The sequence below is a fragment of the Massilia sp. Dwa41.01b genome (genome assembly GCF_014171775.1).
Taxonomy (GTDB): domain Bacteria; phylum Pseudomonadota; class Gammaproteobacteria; order Burkholderiales; family Burkholderiaceae_D; genus Telluria.
On record NZ_CP050454.1, the window covers coordinates 2,483,291 to 2,498,127 of the forward strand.

Below are 14,837 nucleotides of genomic sequence, written 5' to 3' on the forward strand. Positions count from 1 at the left end.
GGGCCGGAGACGCGCTGGCGCTCCGCTTCAGCCTTCGTTCTTCGCGATCTCTTCCGCCGCAATCGCCGCCAGGTCGGTCAAGGCCTGCAGTTCCGACGAGCGCAGCTTGCGCGGCTCGCGGTCGATCACGCACAGCGTGCCCATTGCCTGGCCGGCGCGGTCGCGCAGCGGTACGCCGGCATAGAAACGGATGTGCGGGTCGGCCAGCACCAGCGGGTTGTTGGCGAAGCGCTCGTCGCTCATCGCATCTTCCACGACAAAAGGACCGTCCTGGAGGATCGCGTGGCTGCAGAATGCCCATTCGCGCGGCGTCTGCTGCGGCTGCAGGCCGACGCGGGCCTTGAACCACTGGCGCTTGGCAGTCAGGATCGAGATCAGGGCGATCGGCGACTCGGTCACTTTCGAGGCCAGGCGCACGATGCGGTCATAGCGCTCTTCGGCAGGCGTGTCGACCAGGTGCGCCGCTGCGACCGCCGCCAGGCGCTGGCCTTCGTCGGCCGGCACCGGGAAACGCGCATCGGGATCGGGCAGGTATTCGGGATCGGTCGGCGTCGGCGGAACGCGGCGCTCTTCGAAGCCGGCCTGGCCGGAGACCTTGTTCATCAGGGCCCGGATATGGCTCTCGCGCGTGCGGCGGTGGCCTCCGGGCGTTTTCCACGATTCGATCGCGCCACTTTCCATCCAGAGCTGGACGGTGCTAGTGGCGACGCCGAGCAGCCGGGCGGCCGCGCTCGTGGTCAGGATTGGATCCTCTTCCATCAGATTGCTGTTCATCAATATTCCTACTGTTTAACGAAGTATAGCCGATTTGATGAATCTAGCTAAGCACTGGACTTTCGAAACAAGGAGTTACAGCAAACCGACAGTTCAGGCAAATTGTATTGCCTGTCAGAAAGTTTTAGTGCACAATGCCGTCGATTTCATCAATATGTCACCTTTTGTGTAACTATCTCTTCGATCAGGACCGTCATGCCGCTTTCATCAGTCAGTCTCGCAGCCCGTCTGGGCGCCGCCTTTGCGCTCGTTCTCCTCGTGACCCTGACCCTGGCCATGTTCGCAGTGACGCGTGTCGACAGCATCGAGGCCAGCTTACGTAATGCCGAGCAATTTCGCTCCGGCCAGCTCGAGCCTCTGTACGCGGCACGCGAGGCGCTGGCCCAGACCGGTATCGCAGCGCGCAATGCCTACATTTTCCAGGACGCCACCGCGGCGAGCCGCGAGCTCGACCTGGTCGACGCACGCAAGGCCGAGTACCTGGCGGCACTCGGCCGCCTCGATCCGCTGCTGCGCGGCGACCCCCATTACGACCGCGTCCGCGCGGGAATGGACAGCATGGCGACCGAACTCGAACGCCCGCGGCGTTTTCGCGCGGCGGGCGAAATGGACGCCTTCGGTCGCTTCCTGGTCGAGGAGTGCAGCCCCCTGCGACGCCGTATCGTTGCCGACATCGACGTGCTGTTGACGGAGCTGCAGGCGCGCAGTACCCGCGCGGGCGCTGCAGCCGCCGCCGAGGCAACCGGCGCGCGCTGGTGGATCAGCGGCCTCGCCGCGCTGTCCGCCCTGCTGTGCGCCGTCATCGGCCTGGCGATCGTGCGCAGCCTGACTGGCCAGCTCGGCGGCGAACCGGCCTATGCCACCGCCGTCGCCCAAGCGATCGCCAGGGGCGAACTGCAGCACCGGGTCGAGATCGGCCGCGCCCGCCCGGCCAGCCTGTTGCATGCGATGAGCACGATGCGCGACAGCCTCGGCGGCATCGTCGCCCGCGTGCGCGGCGGCACCGACGCGATCGCCGCAGCGTCGGCCGAGATCGCTACCGGCAATCTCGATCTTTCGCGGCGCACGGAGACCCAGGCGGCTGCGCTGGCGCAGGTCGCCGGCTCGATGAAGGACCTGATCGGCTCGGTACGCGAAAACGCCGGCTACGCCGCCCAGGCCAGCACGCTGGCCGAGGATGCTGCGCGGATTTCGGTGCAGGGTGGCGCCGCCGTCGACGGCGTGGTCGCGACCATGAACCTGATCCAGATTCCTCGCGCCGCATCGAGGAAATCATCGGCGTCATCGACGGCATCGCCTTCCAGACCAATATCCTGGCCCTGAATGCCGCCGTCGAGGCGGCGCGCGCCGGCGAGCAGGGGCGCGGTTTCGCGGTCGTGGCCAGCGAAGTGCGCAACCTGGCGCACCGCTCGGCTGCGGCGGCGAAAGAAATCAAGCTGCTGATCGAGGACTCGGTCGGGAAAGTGGACGCTGGCACCGCGCTCGTCGGTGAAGCCGGCGACACGATGCGCCGCGTCGTCGACGGCGTCGGCCGGGTGTCGGCAATCATGGGCAGCATTTCCGCCGCCACCCGCGGCCAGGGCGAAGGCATCGAGCGGGTCGATGCGGCGATCGTGCGCCTGGACGAGATGACCCTGCAGAATGCCGCCCTGGTCGAGGAAGCCTCGGCCGCGGCGCAGTCGCTGCGCCTGCAGGCGGACGAGCTGGCGGCCGTCGTTGGCACCTTCCAGCTGGAAGAAACGGGTGGCGCACGCCGGCCGGCTGCACGGCCCGTCGCGTCGGCGCAGCGCCTGGCCGCCTGATCCGGCACGAAGGGAGGCCAGGTCCGTGGCTGGAGTGGATTGCCGGCCAGGGCCGGCGCGAACCCTCAGTGCAGGGCTTTTTTCTCCGGCTGCACCAGGATGAAGGGGTGCACCACCGAGGCCCAGAGGGCGGCGTCGGCGGCGGTCCAGGTACTTGCCTGCAGGTCCGACACCTTGGCCACCTTGCCCTCGGCCATCCAGCGCGAAATGCTGTCCTTGTCGTCGTGCGAGACGCGCAGGGCGACCTCGATCAGGTCGAGTTCTTCGCTGACGTAGATCACGTTGCCCTGGGCGAAATGGCGCTCCAGCTCGCTCCACTGGATGCGGCCGGTCTCGCGGTTGATCTTGTCATGCAGTTCGGTATCGTTCTCGGGCTTGGTTTTCATGTGTGGCTCGTGTGCTGCAATGTTCAGATGATCTCGACCGTGGGAAGCGGCGAACCCGCCCATGTTAACCGATAGGCCTGCGCCTTGCGTACATTGCCGACCAGCGCGGGCCGGAAGCAGGCGAGGTTGGTGCCGCTGGATGCGCGCACGCTCGGGTAGATGATGCCCATGGAGCCGGCCTCCAGCAGCTCGGCCGCCAGCGCCTGGGAAGCCACGTAGCTTTGCGGGTCGAGGCAGGCGGCCAGGCTGCGTACGCCGCGAATGTCGTGGAAGCTGCCGGAAAAATCGGCCAGCATCGCCTGGTAGGTGACGCTGTCGTCGAAGCGCTTGATTTCCTGGTATTCGACGGCCTTGTGGAAGCTGACCTCGGCCAGGGCCGTCTCTGCCTCGAAGGCGCAGTACCACGCGCCGCGGCTGCCATCGTTGAAACGGCTGCCTTCCGGGCGCGCGTAGGTATAGGCGGCGTTGATGATGCGGAACTGCGGCACGCCGAACACCAGCTCGTCGACGCCGATACCTGGCAGCAGGCCGCTCTCGCCGCGCAGGCGCTCGTTGGTGGCGTTGTCGAGATCGAAGAGGTCGCGCAGGGTGGCGTCGTCGTCGGCCAGCGGCGCCAGCACCGAATCCTCGACGTCGGCAAAGCGCGACGGGATCAGGCGGCAGGTGTCGAACTGGCGCAGGCTCGTCAGTTTGGGAACGACGGCCAAGGTCAGAGGCCTCCGCGGCGCGCGTCGAGTAGCTGGCGCACCGTCTGCATGGCCAGCAGGCCGCCGCCCAGCATGTGGGCCAGCGGGGTGCGACCGCCGAAAATCATGTTGCTGTTCGGGAGCATTACCCACTCGTCGGCGAGCTTGTCGCCATACAGGATGTGCAGGGCCTTGTAGATGCCGAGCAGGTAGGAGATGCGCGTGATGCGGTCGACCTCCAGCACGCGGTCGCTGTTCTTCTTCCAGTCGTAGAAGCTTGATCCGGACAAGCCGCCGAGGAGTTCGCGCGCATCGTCGTCGCGCAGCTGCCAGGCGGCGGCCAGCTTGAAGAAGCCCGTCAGGGCGGATTTCGACAGGCGCTCGCGCTCGGCGCGGGAATTCAGGTCGATCAGCACCGCCGGTTCGAAGCGGCTCCTGGGATAAGAGTAGGCGTGGGCGGGTTTCATCAGGTTCCTCCGATAATGGAGTCGTTATACTCCGTTTTCGTACCTGATGCAACTGATAGTTGTCAAGCCGGCAGCGCCGTGACAGAATCGCTGTCGACTTGTCAATAGGAAATTATTCTATGCGTTGGCGTTCGGCGGGGCTTCTTCTGGTGGCAGCGGTCGTGATAGCGGTGGCCGCGGCGGGCTTGGCACGTGGTTCGCGGGTGCCCGCGGACGCGCTCAGGCAGCAGGTCTTCCAGGCCGAGCGCGGCTTTGCCGCAACGATGAAGGCGCGCGATTTCGACGCCTTCACCGGCTACCTGTCGCGCGAGGCCGTGTTCATGAGCCCCGCGGGGCCGCAGCGCGGCAAGGAAGCCGTCGCCGTCGCCTGGCGGCCGTATTTCGACAAGCCGGATGCGCCGTTCTCGTGGGAGCCGGACCAGGTCGAGGTGCTCGATTCGGGCACGCTCGCTTTCAGCAGCGGTCCGGTGCGCGATCCGTCGGGCAAGCAGGTCGGGCGCTTCAATTCCGTCTGGCGGCTGGAAGGGCCGGGAACCTGGCGGGTGGTGTTCGATCGCGGGTGCGATTGCGGGCGCTAGCGGGGGCAGCGAAACGAGGCGCACGGCGAGCAGACGCGTGGTTTCCGCTGCCGGTTGGACGCGTGGGCGGCGCGAGCGTCGCGTGGACGTCGCGGTCGCGGTGGAGCCGACCACCCTACGGTTATGCCGGTTCGGCGTGCTCCACCAGCAGCTGCACTTTAGTGACCCCGTTGTACTCGTTGGCGTCCAGCCTGAACGCCACGCGCGCACGGTCTCCCAGCCCCTCGGTGCGGCCGAACCAGATGGCGTCGTAGCGGCGGCCATTCTTCTCCAGCAGCAGTTTCAGGTGCTTTTCCTTCAGGATGCGCTGGCTCAGCACGCGGAATTCGTCGCAGAACACGGGCGGCGCAAAGCCCTGGCCCCAGACCTGGCCATCGCACAGCTCGATGAAGGCGGTGGAGTAGAACTCGTCCTCGAGCGGGCCGTCGGTCTCGACCACGCGCTCGAGCTGGGCTTCGGTCAGCCAGGCGCGGCCCACGGCCTCGAAGGCCTGGCAGAAGGTGTCGAAGGATTCGTGGCGGATGGTGAGGCCGGCCGCCATCGCGTGGCCGCCGAACTTGTCGATCAGGCCTGGCACGCGTTTGGATACCAGGTCGAGCGCGTCGCGCATGTGAAAGCCGGGGATCGAGCGGCCCGAACCCTTGATGAGGCCCGCGCCGCCCGGCGCGAAGGTGATCGTCGGCCGGAAGAACTTTTCCTTCAGGCGCGAGGCGACGATGCCGATCACGCCCTGGTGCCAGCCTTCGTCGAACACGGCAATCGTGCTGCTGTCCTGGGGCGCGAAGCTGTCCAGGTGCAGCAGGGCGGTATCCTGCATCTCGGCTTCGATTTCGCGGCGCTTGAGGTTGATTTCGTTGAGCTGCTGGGCGATCGCCCAGGCGCGGCCCTCGTCGTCGGTGGTGAGGCACTCGATCCCGAGCGACATGTCTTCCAGCCTTCCGGCGGCGTTCAGGCGCGGACCGAGCGCAAAACCCAGGTCGAACGGCGAGGCGCAGCGCGCTTCGCGGCCTGCGACCCGGAACAGCGCCGCGACGCCCGCATGCATGCGCCCGGCGCGCATGCGTTTGATGCCCGGGCGACCAGGATGCGGTTGTTGGCGTCCAGGCGCACCACGTCGGCCACCGTGCCCAGCGCGACCAGGTCGAGCAGGTTGTCCAGCTTCGGCTGGTTCTGCGCATCGAACACGCCGCGCCGGCGCAGTTCCGCGCGCAGGGCCAGCAGCACGTAGAAGACGACGCCGACGCCGGCCAGGTGCTTGCTCGGAAAGCCGCACTCGGGCTGGTTCGGGTTGACGATCACGCGCGCCGGCGGCAAGGCGTCGCCCGGCAGGTGGTGGTCGGTGACGACGACTTCGATGCCGCGCCGGTTCGCCTCCAGCACGCCCTCGATGCTGGCGATGCCGTTGTCGACCGTGATGATGATGTCCGGGGACTTTTCGCGCGCGGTCAGTTCGACGATCTCGGGCGTGAGGCCATAGCCGTACTCGAAGCGGTTCGGCACGATGTAGTCGACCTGCGCGCCCATCGCGCGCAGCCCGCGCAGGGCCACGGCGCAGGCGGTGGCGCCGTCGCAGTCGTAGTCGGCGACGATGGTCATCTTCTTGCCGGCGCCAATCGAGTCGGCCAGGAACACGGCCGCGGCATCGATATGGCGCAGCGCGTTCGGCGGCACCAGGGGCCGCCAGTTCGCTCGCCAGTTCGCGCGGGTCGGTCAGGCCGCGCGCGGCGTAGATGCGCGCCAGCACGGGGTGCACGCCGCCCTGGCGCAGCATTTCGGAATGGCGCACGGGGCAGGGGCGGGTGGAGAGTCGGGTTTTCACAGCAGTCGGTCCAGGGGTGGGGCGGCGCCAGAACTTGCGTTGCGCCAGGGCGTTGGTGGTGAATTCGGCCAGGGCCTCGCGGTGCCCGAGCACGAGCGACACGCCGCGCAGGCGTCCCTTCATCAAGGCTGCCAGGATGGGTGCGAACAGCCCGGCTTCAAGCATCTGCATCTGCGCGACCCAGCCGCCCCAGTCGGCGGCGCGGGCATAGGGCGCCACGCTGCCGCACACAAGCACGGTGTCGGTTGCGAAGCCGGTCGACAGCGCGGCGATGAGCGCGGCGGGATCGTCGATGCGGACGTCGCTGAGTGCGGCCAGCCATGGCGGCGTGTCGAGCGCTGCCAGGCGCAGGCCAGGTGCGCGCTGGCGCGTGGCCTCGGCGCCGCCCCAGAGCCAGAAGCCGTTCACGGCCGGCAGCCGGCGCGCTTCGCGGGCAGCGTTGACCGGGTGCGCATGCCATTCGATCTGCACCTCGTTCTGCAGGCGCCTGAAGGCGGCAGCCTGGGCGCCTATCGGCATCCAGTCGGTCAGGTCCATGCCCGGGGCCGCGTCGACGGTCGCCGTGTCGAGTTCGCCCCAGCCGTCGGCACGCATGAACCAGGTGGCCGCGTCGCCATACACCAGCGCATGGCCGCGCTCCTCGAACAGGGGGCGTGCGGCGTCGAACAGGGCGCGGCTCTCAGGCTCGGCCAGGCCAAGGGCGCCGGGGTCGCCCATCATCAGGTGGGTGCGGGCAATCTCGATGTGCACCGGCTGCACGACGAACCAGGTGCCTGCTGCCTGCTCCACCCCGTAGGCGCGCATCGCCGCTGCCGCGACCGCCGGGCGTCCAGCATCCTGCAGGCCGAGGAAGCGCGCCAGCCATGTTTCGTGCGGCAGGGCGCGTACCGCGTCGTCGCCCGGCAGGCGCGCATGGTGCGCGGTCTTCGAGGTCAAGGCGGCGAGGGCGGGAGCCTGCAGGGCACGCACCAGGTCGGGCGCGAATTCGGTGACGGGGAGGGCGTACGGAAGGACGATCGTGAGCTGGGACATCCCATGATTGTAAGTCAAAAGCGCGGCTGGAGCCCGGGCAATGGGCGGTGTTGACGCGTTGGCAAGCGGCCGGGCGTGCGTTCGCTTGCGCGTTTCGCAAGGGCGGCAAACGGTCGCCACGAGTCTGGCTTCCCGGCACGAATGGCGGCGCGCCCTGTCATGGATGAGCTTTGTGTGGCAAACTGCGGGGTCAAAGTTGTCAAACACTAAAATACATGAGCATCATCCACAAGCTGCCGTACGAATGGCTGGTCGGCCTGCGCTACACGCGCGCCGGCAAGCGCAGCGGCCGTAACCGGTTCATTTCCTTCATTTCGCTCATTTCCGTGGCCGGCATCGCCCTCGGCGTGGCCGCGCTGATCGTGGTGCTGTCGGTCATGAACGGCTTCCAGAAGGAAGTCACCGACCGCATGCTGTCGGTGCTGGCCCATGTCGAGATCTACGACCTGCGCGGCGCCATGCCGAACTGGCAGCAAGTCGAGCGTGACGCCCGCCGCAATCCGCAGGTGGCCGCGGCCGCACCCTTTGTCGAGCTCCAGGGCATGCTGCTGCGCGACGGCGTGATGAAGCCGGTGCTGATGCGTGGGGTGCTGCCTTCGGCCGAAGTCACCGTCTCCGACGTCGCGAAGCAGATGCGCCAGGGTAGCCTGGCCAGCCTGCGGCCCGGTTCCATGAATGTTGTGCTGGGCAGTGCGCTGGCGAAGAACCTGGGCGTGCAGCCGGGCGAGCGCATCACGATGCTGCTCGCGAGCGGTTCCGGCAGCGGCGGAGGGACGCAGAACGCGCTGCCGCGTACCCGGACCTTCGTCGTTTCCGGCATCTTCGAGGCCGGCCACTACGAATTCGATTCCGCGCTCGCGTTTGCCCACCTCGACGACGCCGCCATGGCCGCCCAGGTGAATGGCCCGTCCGGCCTGCGCCTGCGCCTGCACGACATGCACCAGGCGCCCCGCGTGGCGGCCGAGCTGCGCCGCAGCATGGGGGGCGAACTGGTGATGCGCGACTGGTCGCAGGTAAACAGCATCTGGTTTGCCGCGGTCGGCTCGCAAAAGCGCATGATGTTCATCATCCTGGCGATGATCATCGCCGTGGCCGCCTTCAACCTCGTGTCGACGCTGGTGATGACAGTAAAGGACAAGCAGGCCGACATCGCCATCCTGCGCACGCTGGGCGCCTCGCCGCGCTCGATCATGAAGATCTTTGTCGTGCAGGGGACGCTGGTGGGCATCCTTGGCGCCGCTCTCGGCGTGGCGATGGGCGTGCTGGTGGCGCTGAACGTCGACGTCATCGTTCCCCTCATCGAACGCGTGCTCGGGGTGCAGTTCCTGTCGAAAGAGATCTACCTGATCAGCGAAATTCCTTCCGATCTGCGCTGGCCCGACGTGCTCGCCATCGGCGGCTTCGCGGTACTGCTGGCCTTCCTGGCGACGCTCTACCCCAGCTGGGCTGCCGCACGCGTCAAGCCGGCCGAAGCGCTGCGCTACGAATGAGCCGCGATCACGAACCTGTTGCAAGAATCGACGAACCATGAGCTTCATCCAGAAACTTCCCTCGCATTTGCCCTATGAGTGGCTGGTCGGCCTGCGCTACACGCGTGCCGGCAGGGGCGCCGCCAACAACGGCTTCATCTCCTTCATCTCGCTGATCTCGGTGGCCGGCATCGCGCTCGGCGTGGCGGCCCTCATCATCGTGCTGTCGGTGATGAACGGCTTCCAGAAGCAGGTGACCGACCGCATGCTGCAGGTGCTGGCCCATATCGAGGTGTTCGACCCGCGCGGCGACATGCCGCAGTGGCGCGAGGCCGAAACCCAGGCACTGCGCCATCCTTCCGTGCGCGCCGCCGCGCCCTTCGTCGAGTCGCAAGGCCTGCTGCAGCAGGGCAGCGTAATGCGCCCGGCCAGCATTCGCGGGGTACTGCCCGAGGCCGAGCGCAAGGTGTCGGATGTGGCAAACACCATGCGCCAGGGCCGTTTCGAGTCGCTCACGCCCGGCAGCTTCCACATCGTGCTCGGCTACGCGCTGGCGGGCGGGCTGGGTGTGCAGACGGGCGACAAGGTCACCATGCTGCTGGCCCAGGCGCAGCAGACGACGCCCGCCGGCATGCTGCCGCGCATGCGCACCTTCACCGTCTCGGGCATTTTCGAATCCGGCCACGCCGAGTTCGACGCCAGCCTGGCCTTCATCAACATCGAGGATGCCGAGCGCATGGAGCGCCTGTCGGCACCGGCCGGCCTGCGCCTGCGCATCGCCGACATGCGCCAGGCGCCGCAGGTGGCGGCTGAACTGGAAAAATCGATGCCGGGCGACCTGGTCATGCGCGACTGGTCGGCGCTCAACGCGGTCTGGTTCGGCGCCGTACAGACCGAAAAAAAGATGATGTTCATTATCCTCACCCTGATCATCACGGTGGCTGTCTTCAACCTGGTCTCGACCCTGGTGATGACGGTCACCGACAAGCAGGCCGACATCGCCATCCTGCGCACGCTCGGTGCGTCGCCAGGCTCGATCATGAAGATCTTCATGGTGCAGGGGGCGCTGGTCGGCCTGCTCGGCACCGCGCTGGGCGTGGGCGGCGGCGTGCTCGTCGCCCTGAACATCGATGTCATCGTTCCATTCATTGAACATTTGTTGGGAGTGCAGTTCTTGTCGAAGGATATCTATCAATACAGCGCCGTCCCCTCGGACATGCAGTGGCCGGACGTCGTCACCATCGGCCTGGTCGCCGTCGTGCTGGCCTTCCTGGCCACGCTCTACCCGAGCTGGTCGGCCTCGCGCGTGAAACCCGCGGAGGCGCTGCGCTATGAGTGACGCAATGAATACCCCGGTGCTGGCCTGCCGCGGCCTGGGCAAGACCTTCAGGCAGGGCGACTACGAAGTGCAGGTGCTCGATGCGATCGACTTCGCGGTCCACCGCGGCGAGCGCGTGGCCATCGTCGGCGCCTCCGGCTCGGGCAAGTCGACGCTGCTGCACCTGCTGGGCGGCCTGGACACCCCGACCACGGGCTCGGTCACGCTGATGGGCGAGGACTTCGCCACCCTGTCCGAAGCGCGCCGGGGCGACCTGCGCAACTCGCGCCTCGGCTTCGTCTACCAGTTCCATCACCTGCTGCCCGAGTTCTCGGCGCTCGACAACGTGGCCATGCCGCTGATGATCCGGCGCGAGAAGCGCGCGGTAGCGAAGCAAAAGGCGCAGGCCATCCTCGAACGCGTGGGGCTGGGCAAGCGCGTCGTGCACCGTCCGGGCGAACTGTCGGGCGGCGAGCGCCAGCGCGTGGCGCTGGCGCGTGCACTCGTCACCGGCCCCGCCTGCGTACTGGCCGACGAGCCGACCGGTAACCTCGACCAGAGCACGGCCCACAATGTGTTCGACCTGATGCTGGAACTGTCGCGCACCCTCGGCACCGCGTTCGTGATCGTCACGCACGACATGGAACTGGCACGCCGCTGCGACCGCGCGCTGCGCATGACGGAACACGGGCTGCAGCCGCTGGAGGCTTGAGGGCCCCCATGTGGATCGACACCCACTGCCACCTGGACGCACGCGAATTCGGCACCGAGGCCCCCGCGGTGGCCGCGCGTGCGGCGGCGGGCGGTGGCGATGATCGTGCTGCCCGCTGTCGAACGCGGCAACTTCGCCGCGGTGGCGCAGCTGGCCCACACCCAGCCGAACGCCTGCTATGCGCTGGGCATCCACCCGATCTGCGTGCCCCAGGCGCTTGACGAAGACCTGGATGCCTTGCGCGCGGCGGTACAGGGGGCGATGGGCGATCCGCGCTTCGTGGCGATCGGCGAGATCGGTCTCGATTTCTTCATCCCGCACCTGTGCGAGCCGGCCATGCGCGAGAAGCAGGAGCGCTTCCTGCGCGCCCAGCTGCGTATCGCGCGCGACTTCGGCCTGCCGGTGCTGACCCACGTGCGCCGCTCGCAGGACCAGGTGCTGAAACACCTGCGCCAGATCACGCCGCCGTCCGGCATCGCCCATGCATTCAACGGCTCCTTCCAGCAGGCCGGGAGCTTCATCAAACTGGGCATGCACCTCGGCTTTGGCGGCGCCATGACCTTTACGCGCGCTGCAGATCCGGCGCCTGGCGGCCGAGCTGCCGCTCGCTTCCATCGTGCTCGAGACCGACGCGCCCGACATTGCCCCGACCTGGGTGCACCCGGGCCGCAACAGTCCGGAACAGCTGCCGGCCATCGGTGCCGCACTGGCTGCCATTCGCGGCATCCCGGTCGACGAGTTGCGGCCGGCGGCATGGGAGGCCTCGCTGACCGCGATCCCGCGCCTGGCGCCACTGCTGGCGGCTGCGGCGGCTTCCTGAATCGAGGGCAGGCGGGTAGCCGGGCTCTACTGGTCATACATACAGTCGACGCGGTCCTGCGTGCGAAGTTCGCGACAAGCGGCCTGAGCCCGATGACACGGCGCAACTGTGTAATGTCGGGTTCGTGCGACCATGGCGTTTTGGGGTCGGGGAGACGGCATTGGACAGCGCGAGCGCATTCCTGCGGGTGCTACAGCACGAGAAATCGCTCACTACCGCGCACCGCGTCCTGCGCCTGCGCCTGGCCCGGGGCGAAGCCGCCAGCGACGCCGCGGCCGACCGGCTCGACGACATCCTGCTACCGCAGCGCATCGCCGGCAGCGAGTCGATTTGCGGCGGCATCGAGTATCGCGTCTCCTGCGTCGCCAGCGACGCGTCGCTGCCGCTGAAGGAACTGATCGCGCTGCCGGCCGAAATCCAGGTCGTCACCGATCGCGGCGGCCTGCGCAGCATCTGTGGCATCGTCACCGAAGCCCGTTCGGGCGACAGCGACGGCAGCCTGGCCACCTATCAGCTGGTGCTGCGCGACGCGCTCGCCGTGATGGAAAAGCGCGTCAACAGCCGCATCTTCCGCAACCTGAACGAACTGCAGATCGTCCAAGTGCTGTTCGACGAGTGGCGCCATGCCAACGCGGTGCTGGCGGGCGCTTTTGAATACGAGTTTGACGCGCTGCTCGACCTGCGCCAGTATCCCGCGCGCGAGCAGACCATGCAGTACAACGAATCGGACGCCGCTTTCGTGCGTCGCCTGCTGCGCCGGCGCGGCATCTGCTGGTGCGTGCGTCCTGGCCGCGCACGCACCAGCAGCGTGGAGCCGGATCGCGACGCGGTGCCGGCGCACACCGGTGCTGTTTGCCGATGCCAGCCACCTGCCGCAGAGCGCGGCCGGCAGCCTGCGCTATCACCGCGATGACGCGACCGGCGAGCGCGATGTCGTCACCACCGGGGCGGCGCGCGCCGCCTGAGCGCGGGCAGCGCCGGCCGCCATAGCTGGGATTACAAGGGCGCCGGTGGCGGCGCCTTCATGGCCAGCACCGCCCGCAGCGCAGTCGACCAGGGCAATCACGGCAATGCCCTGGCCGCCACGCTCGACGACTACCAGGTCGAGGCACCGCACACCGGCAACGACAGCGACGACCACTGGCGGCTTGGCGAACTGCGCATGCGGCGCCACGAGTTCGAATCGAAGTGCTTCCATGGCGAGGGCACGGTGCGCGACCTGCGCGCCGGCGAATACTTCGCGCTGGAAGACCATCCCGAGATCGACACCCATGCGCCCAGCGAACGCGAGTTCGTCGTCACCGAACTGCGGGCGCAGGTGCGCAACAACCTGCCGGGCGAGCTGTCGGCGCGCGTCGAGCGACTGCTGGCGCGGAGCAGCTGGGCCGAGGCCGGCGACGACGATGCCAATGTCCGTATCGGCTTCACCGCGGTGCGCCGCGGCGTGCCGGTGGTGCCGGCTTTCGACGCGCGCACCGACCTGCCGCATCCGCCGCTGCAAAGCGCACTCGTGGTCGGCCCCGAGCACGAAGAGGTGCATTGCGATGCGCTCGGTCGCGTCAAGATCCGCTTTCCCGGCATGCGCAGCGGCGACCACGAACACGCGGGCGGCGCTGGTGCCTCGGATTCCGCGCGCGATTCGGCCTGGGTGCGCGTCGCCTCGAACTGGGCCGGCAACGGTCCCGGCGCCCAGCAGTGCGGCGCACTGTCGCTGCCGCGCGTCGGCAGCGAGGTCCTGGTGGCCTTCCTCGGGGGCGATCCCGACAAGCCGGTCGTGCTCTCGCAGCTGTTCAACGGCCGCGCGGTGCCGCCTGCGCTCAGCGCGAACGGCGCGCTGCCGGGCAACCGCTACCTGTCCGGCCTGCGCAGCCGCGAGATCGGCGGACGGCGCGGCAGCCAGCTGCGTTTCGACGACACCCGCGGCCAGATCAGCGCCCAGCTGGCGAGCGACCACGCCGGCACCGAGCTCAATCTCGGCTGGCTGACGCGCGCGCGCCGACGGCGAGGGCGAGCCCGGGGGCGAGGGCGCCGAGCTGCGCACCGACAAGGCCGTCGCCGTGCGCGGGGGCAGGGCGTGCTGATCAGCGCAGAAGCGGGCGAGGGCGGCCAGCTGGAACGCGAGGCCCTGGTTGGCCTGGCCGAGGTCATGCAGGGCGTGCTCGACGAAATGGCGCGCCAGGCGATCGACCACAACGAGGACGAGGAAGCGAAACCGCGCCTGGCCGAACTGGTTGAAAAACTGAAGCGCTGGCATGAAGGCTCGAACCTCGCCGAAGGCAAGGGCGGCGCGCCCATCGTCGCCGCCAGCGGCCCGGCCGGGGTACTCGTCGCCAGCGAAGACAATGTCGCCATCGGCGCCCAGTCGAAGATCGACCTGGTGTCGGCGGCCGACACCGAGCTCTCTGCCGGCCGCAATATTTTTGTGCGCGCCGCCCGCAGCCTCAGCCTGTTCGCCTATTCGCTCGGCATGAAGCTCGTCGCCGGCCGCGGCAACCTGGTCCTGCAGACGCATGAAGGACATATCGAGATCAAATCGTCCGGCCGCATCAGCCTGATCGCCGCCGAAGGCATCGACCTGCAGGCGCCGCATGTGAAGGTGGTGTCCGAGGGTGCGCAGACGGAGTGGCGCGGCGGTGTGATTACCCAGCAAAGCAGCGGCGAGCAGGTGGTCAAGGCAACGCGAGTCGTGCACGGCGGCCCGGGCGGCGCCACGCCGACAGGCCTCGACCTGGCCAATGGCGACCTCGTCGCCGACGAGCGCTTCCTCGTGATCGACCGCCAGACCGGCAAGCCCGCCAAGGGCCAGCGCTACGTCGCCCGGCACCAGGACGGCACCACCATCGAAGGCGTGACGGACGATGAAGGCTTTACGGCGGTGTTGCAGACCTACGCCCTGGGGGATGCGGAGATCCGGTTGCTGGCCGATGAGGATGAGGCGTCGGCTAGCGCGGGCGCGGCATGAGGGCGGCCCGCG

At 68.1% G+C, this 14,837-nt stretch carries 12 protein-coding genes and 3 pseudogenes; 10 read left to right on the forward strand and 5 right to left on the reverse strand.

From position 1 onward, the window contains the following. Positions 1 to 27 precede the first annotated feature (27 nt). Positions 28 to 774: a GAF domain-containing protein gene (locus G4G28_RS11365; protein ID WP_182988350.1), complete on the reverse strand. Its 747-nt coding sequence runs from the start codon at positions 772 to 774 to the stop codon at positions 28 to 30. Positions 775 to 969: 195 nt separating this feature from the next. Here G4G28_RS11365 and G4G28_RS11370 point away from each other — a divergent pair, with 195 nt between their 5' ends. After that, the gene (locus G4G28_RS11370; RefSeq protein ID WP_308602603.1) at positions 970 to 2,097 is read left to right on the forward strand and encodes a hypothetical protein; all 1,128 of its coding nucleotides are present in this window, start codon (positions 970 to 972) and stop codon (positions 2,095 to 2,097) included. Then, positions 2,067 to 2,576, forward strand: coding sequence for a methyl-accepting chemotaxis protein (locus tag G4G28_RS28230; RefSeq protein WP_308602479.1), 510 nt, complete (start codon positions 2,067 to 2,069; stop codon positions 2,574 to 2,576). Before G4G28_RS11370 ends, G4G28_RS28230 begins: the two co-directional genes overlap by 31 nt. Positions 2,577 to 2,641: 65 nt before the next feature. Here the strand turns inward: G4G28_RS28230 and G4G28_RS11375 are convergent, their stop codons facing one another. The 3 genes from G4G28_RS11375 to G4G28_RS11385 are packed head-to-tail and all read right to left on the reverse strand — an operon-like array spanning position 2,642 to position 4,115. Next, complete coding sequence (locus tag G4G28_RS11375) at positions 2,642 to 2,962, reverse strand: DUF2288 domain-containing protein (RefSeq protein WP_182988351.1); 321 nt, start codon at positions 2,960 to 2,962, stop codon at positions 2,642 to 2,644. Between the two features lie 23 nt (positions 2,963 to 2,985). Continuing rightward, positions 2,986 to 3,669 (reverse strand): RES family NAD+ phosphorylase, encoded by a 684-nt coding sequence (locus G4G28_RS11380; RefSeq protein WP_374011241.1) that lies wholly within the window; start codon positions 3,667 to 3,669, stop codon positions 2,986 to 2,988. 2 nt (positions 3,670 to 3,671) lie between these two features. Further along, on the reverse strand, positions 3,672 to 4,115 hold the full coding sequence (locus tag G4G28_RS11385; protein WP_182988352.1) for an antitoxin Xre-like helix-turn-helix domain-containing protein: 444 nt from the start codon (positions 4,113 to 4,115) through the stop codon (positions 3,672 to 3,674). Positions 4,116 to 4,234: 119 nt separating this feature from the next. Here G4G28_RS11385 and G4G28_RS11390 point away from each other — a divergent pair, with 119 nt between their 5' ends. Further along, the gene (locus tag G4G28_RS11390; protein ID WP_183108383.1) at positions 4,235 to 4,693 is read left to right on the forward strand and encodes a DUF4440 domain-containing protein; all 459 of its coding nucleotides are present in this window, start codon (positions 4,235 to 4,237) and stop codon (positions 4,691 to 4,693) included. Positions 4,694 to 4,814: 121 nt separating this feature from the next. Here the strand turns inward: G4G28_RS11390 and recJ are convergent. Then, positions 4,815 to 6,464: pseudogene (gene recJ / locus G4G28_RS11395) on the reverse strand (single-stranded-DNA-specific exonuclease RecJ). Between the two features lie 87 nt (positions 6,465 to 6,551). Between recJ and G4G28_RS11400 the strand changes: the two are divergent. The 7 genes and pseudogenes from G4G28_RS11400 to G4G28_RS25960 all read left to right on the forward strand — a co-directional run bounded on the left by G4G28_RS11400 (position 6,552) and on the right by G4G28_RS25960 (position 14,825). Beyond that, the gene (locus tag G4G28_RS11400) at positions 6,552 to 7,598 is read left to right on the forward strand and encodes a hypothetical protein (protein ID WP_183108523.1); all 1,047 of its coding nucleotides are present in this window, start codon (positions 6,552 to 6,554) and stop codon (positions 7,596 to 7,598) included. A gap of 161 nt (positions 7,599 to 7,759) precedes the next feature. Then, on the forward strand, positions 7,760 to 9,034 hold the full coding sequence (locus G4G28_RS11405; protein WP_182988353.1) for a lipoprotein-releasing ABC transporter permease subunit: 1,275 nt from the start codon (positions 7,760 to 7,762) through the stop codon (positions 9,032 to 9,034). 37 nt (positions 9,035 to 9,071) lie between these two features. Next, entirely contained in the window at positions 9,072 to 10,352 is a 1,281-nt protein-coding gene (locus G4G28_RS11410; protein ID WP_183108384.1) for a lipoprotein-releasing ABC transporter permease subunit, read from the forward strand. Next, positions 10,345 to 11,043: a lipoprotein-releasing ABC transporter ATP-binding protein LolD gene (gene lolD / locus G4G28_RS11415; RefSeq protein WP_182988354.1), complete on the forward strand. Its 699-nt coding sequence runs from the start codon at positions 10,345 to 10,347 to the stop codon at positions 11,041 to 11,043. Before G4G28_RS11410 ends, lolD begins: the two co-directional genes overlap by 8 nt. An 8-nt stretch (positions 11,044 to 11,051) precedes the next feature. Further along, positions 11,052 to 11,863, forward strand: a pseudogene (locus G4G28_RS11420) (TatD family hydrolase). 187 nt (positions 11,864 to 12,050) lie between these two features. Beyond that, positions 12,051 to 13,979: pseudogene (locus G4G28_RS11425) on the forward strand (type VI secretion system Vgr family protein); the annotation flags it as partial. Between the two features lie 51 nt (positions 13,980 to 14,030). Then, complete coding sequence (locus G4G28_RS25960) at positions 14,031 to 14,825, forward strand: DUF2345 domain-containing protein (protein ID WP_229508078.1); 795 nt, start codon at positions 14,031 to 14,033, stop codon at positions 14,823 to 14,825. Positions 14,826 to 14,837: the final 12 nt, after the last annotated feature.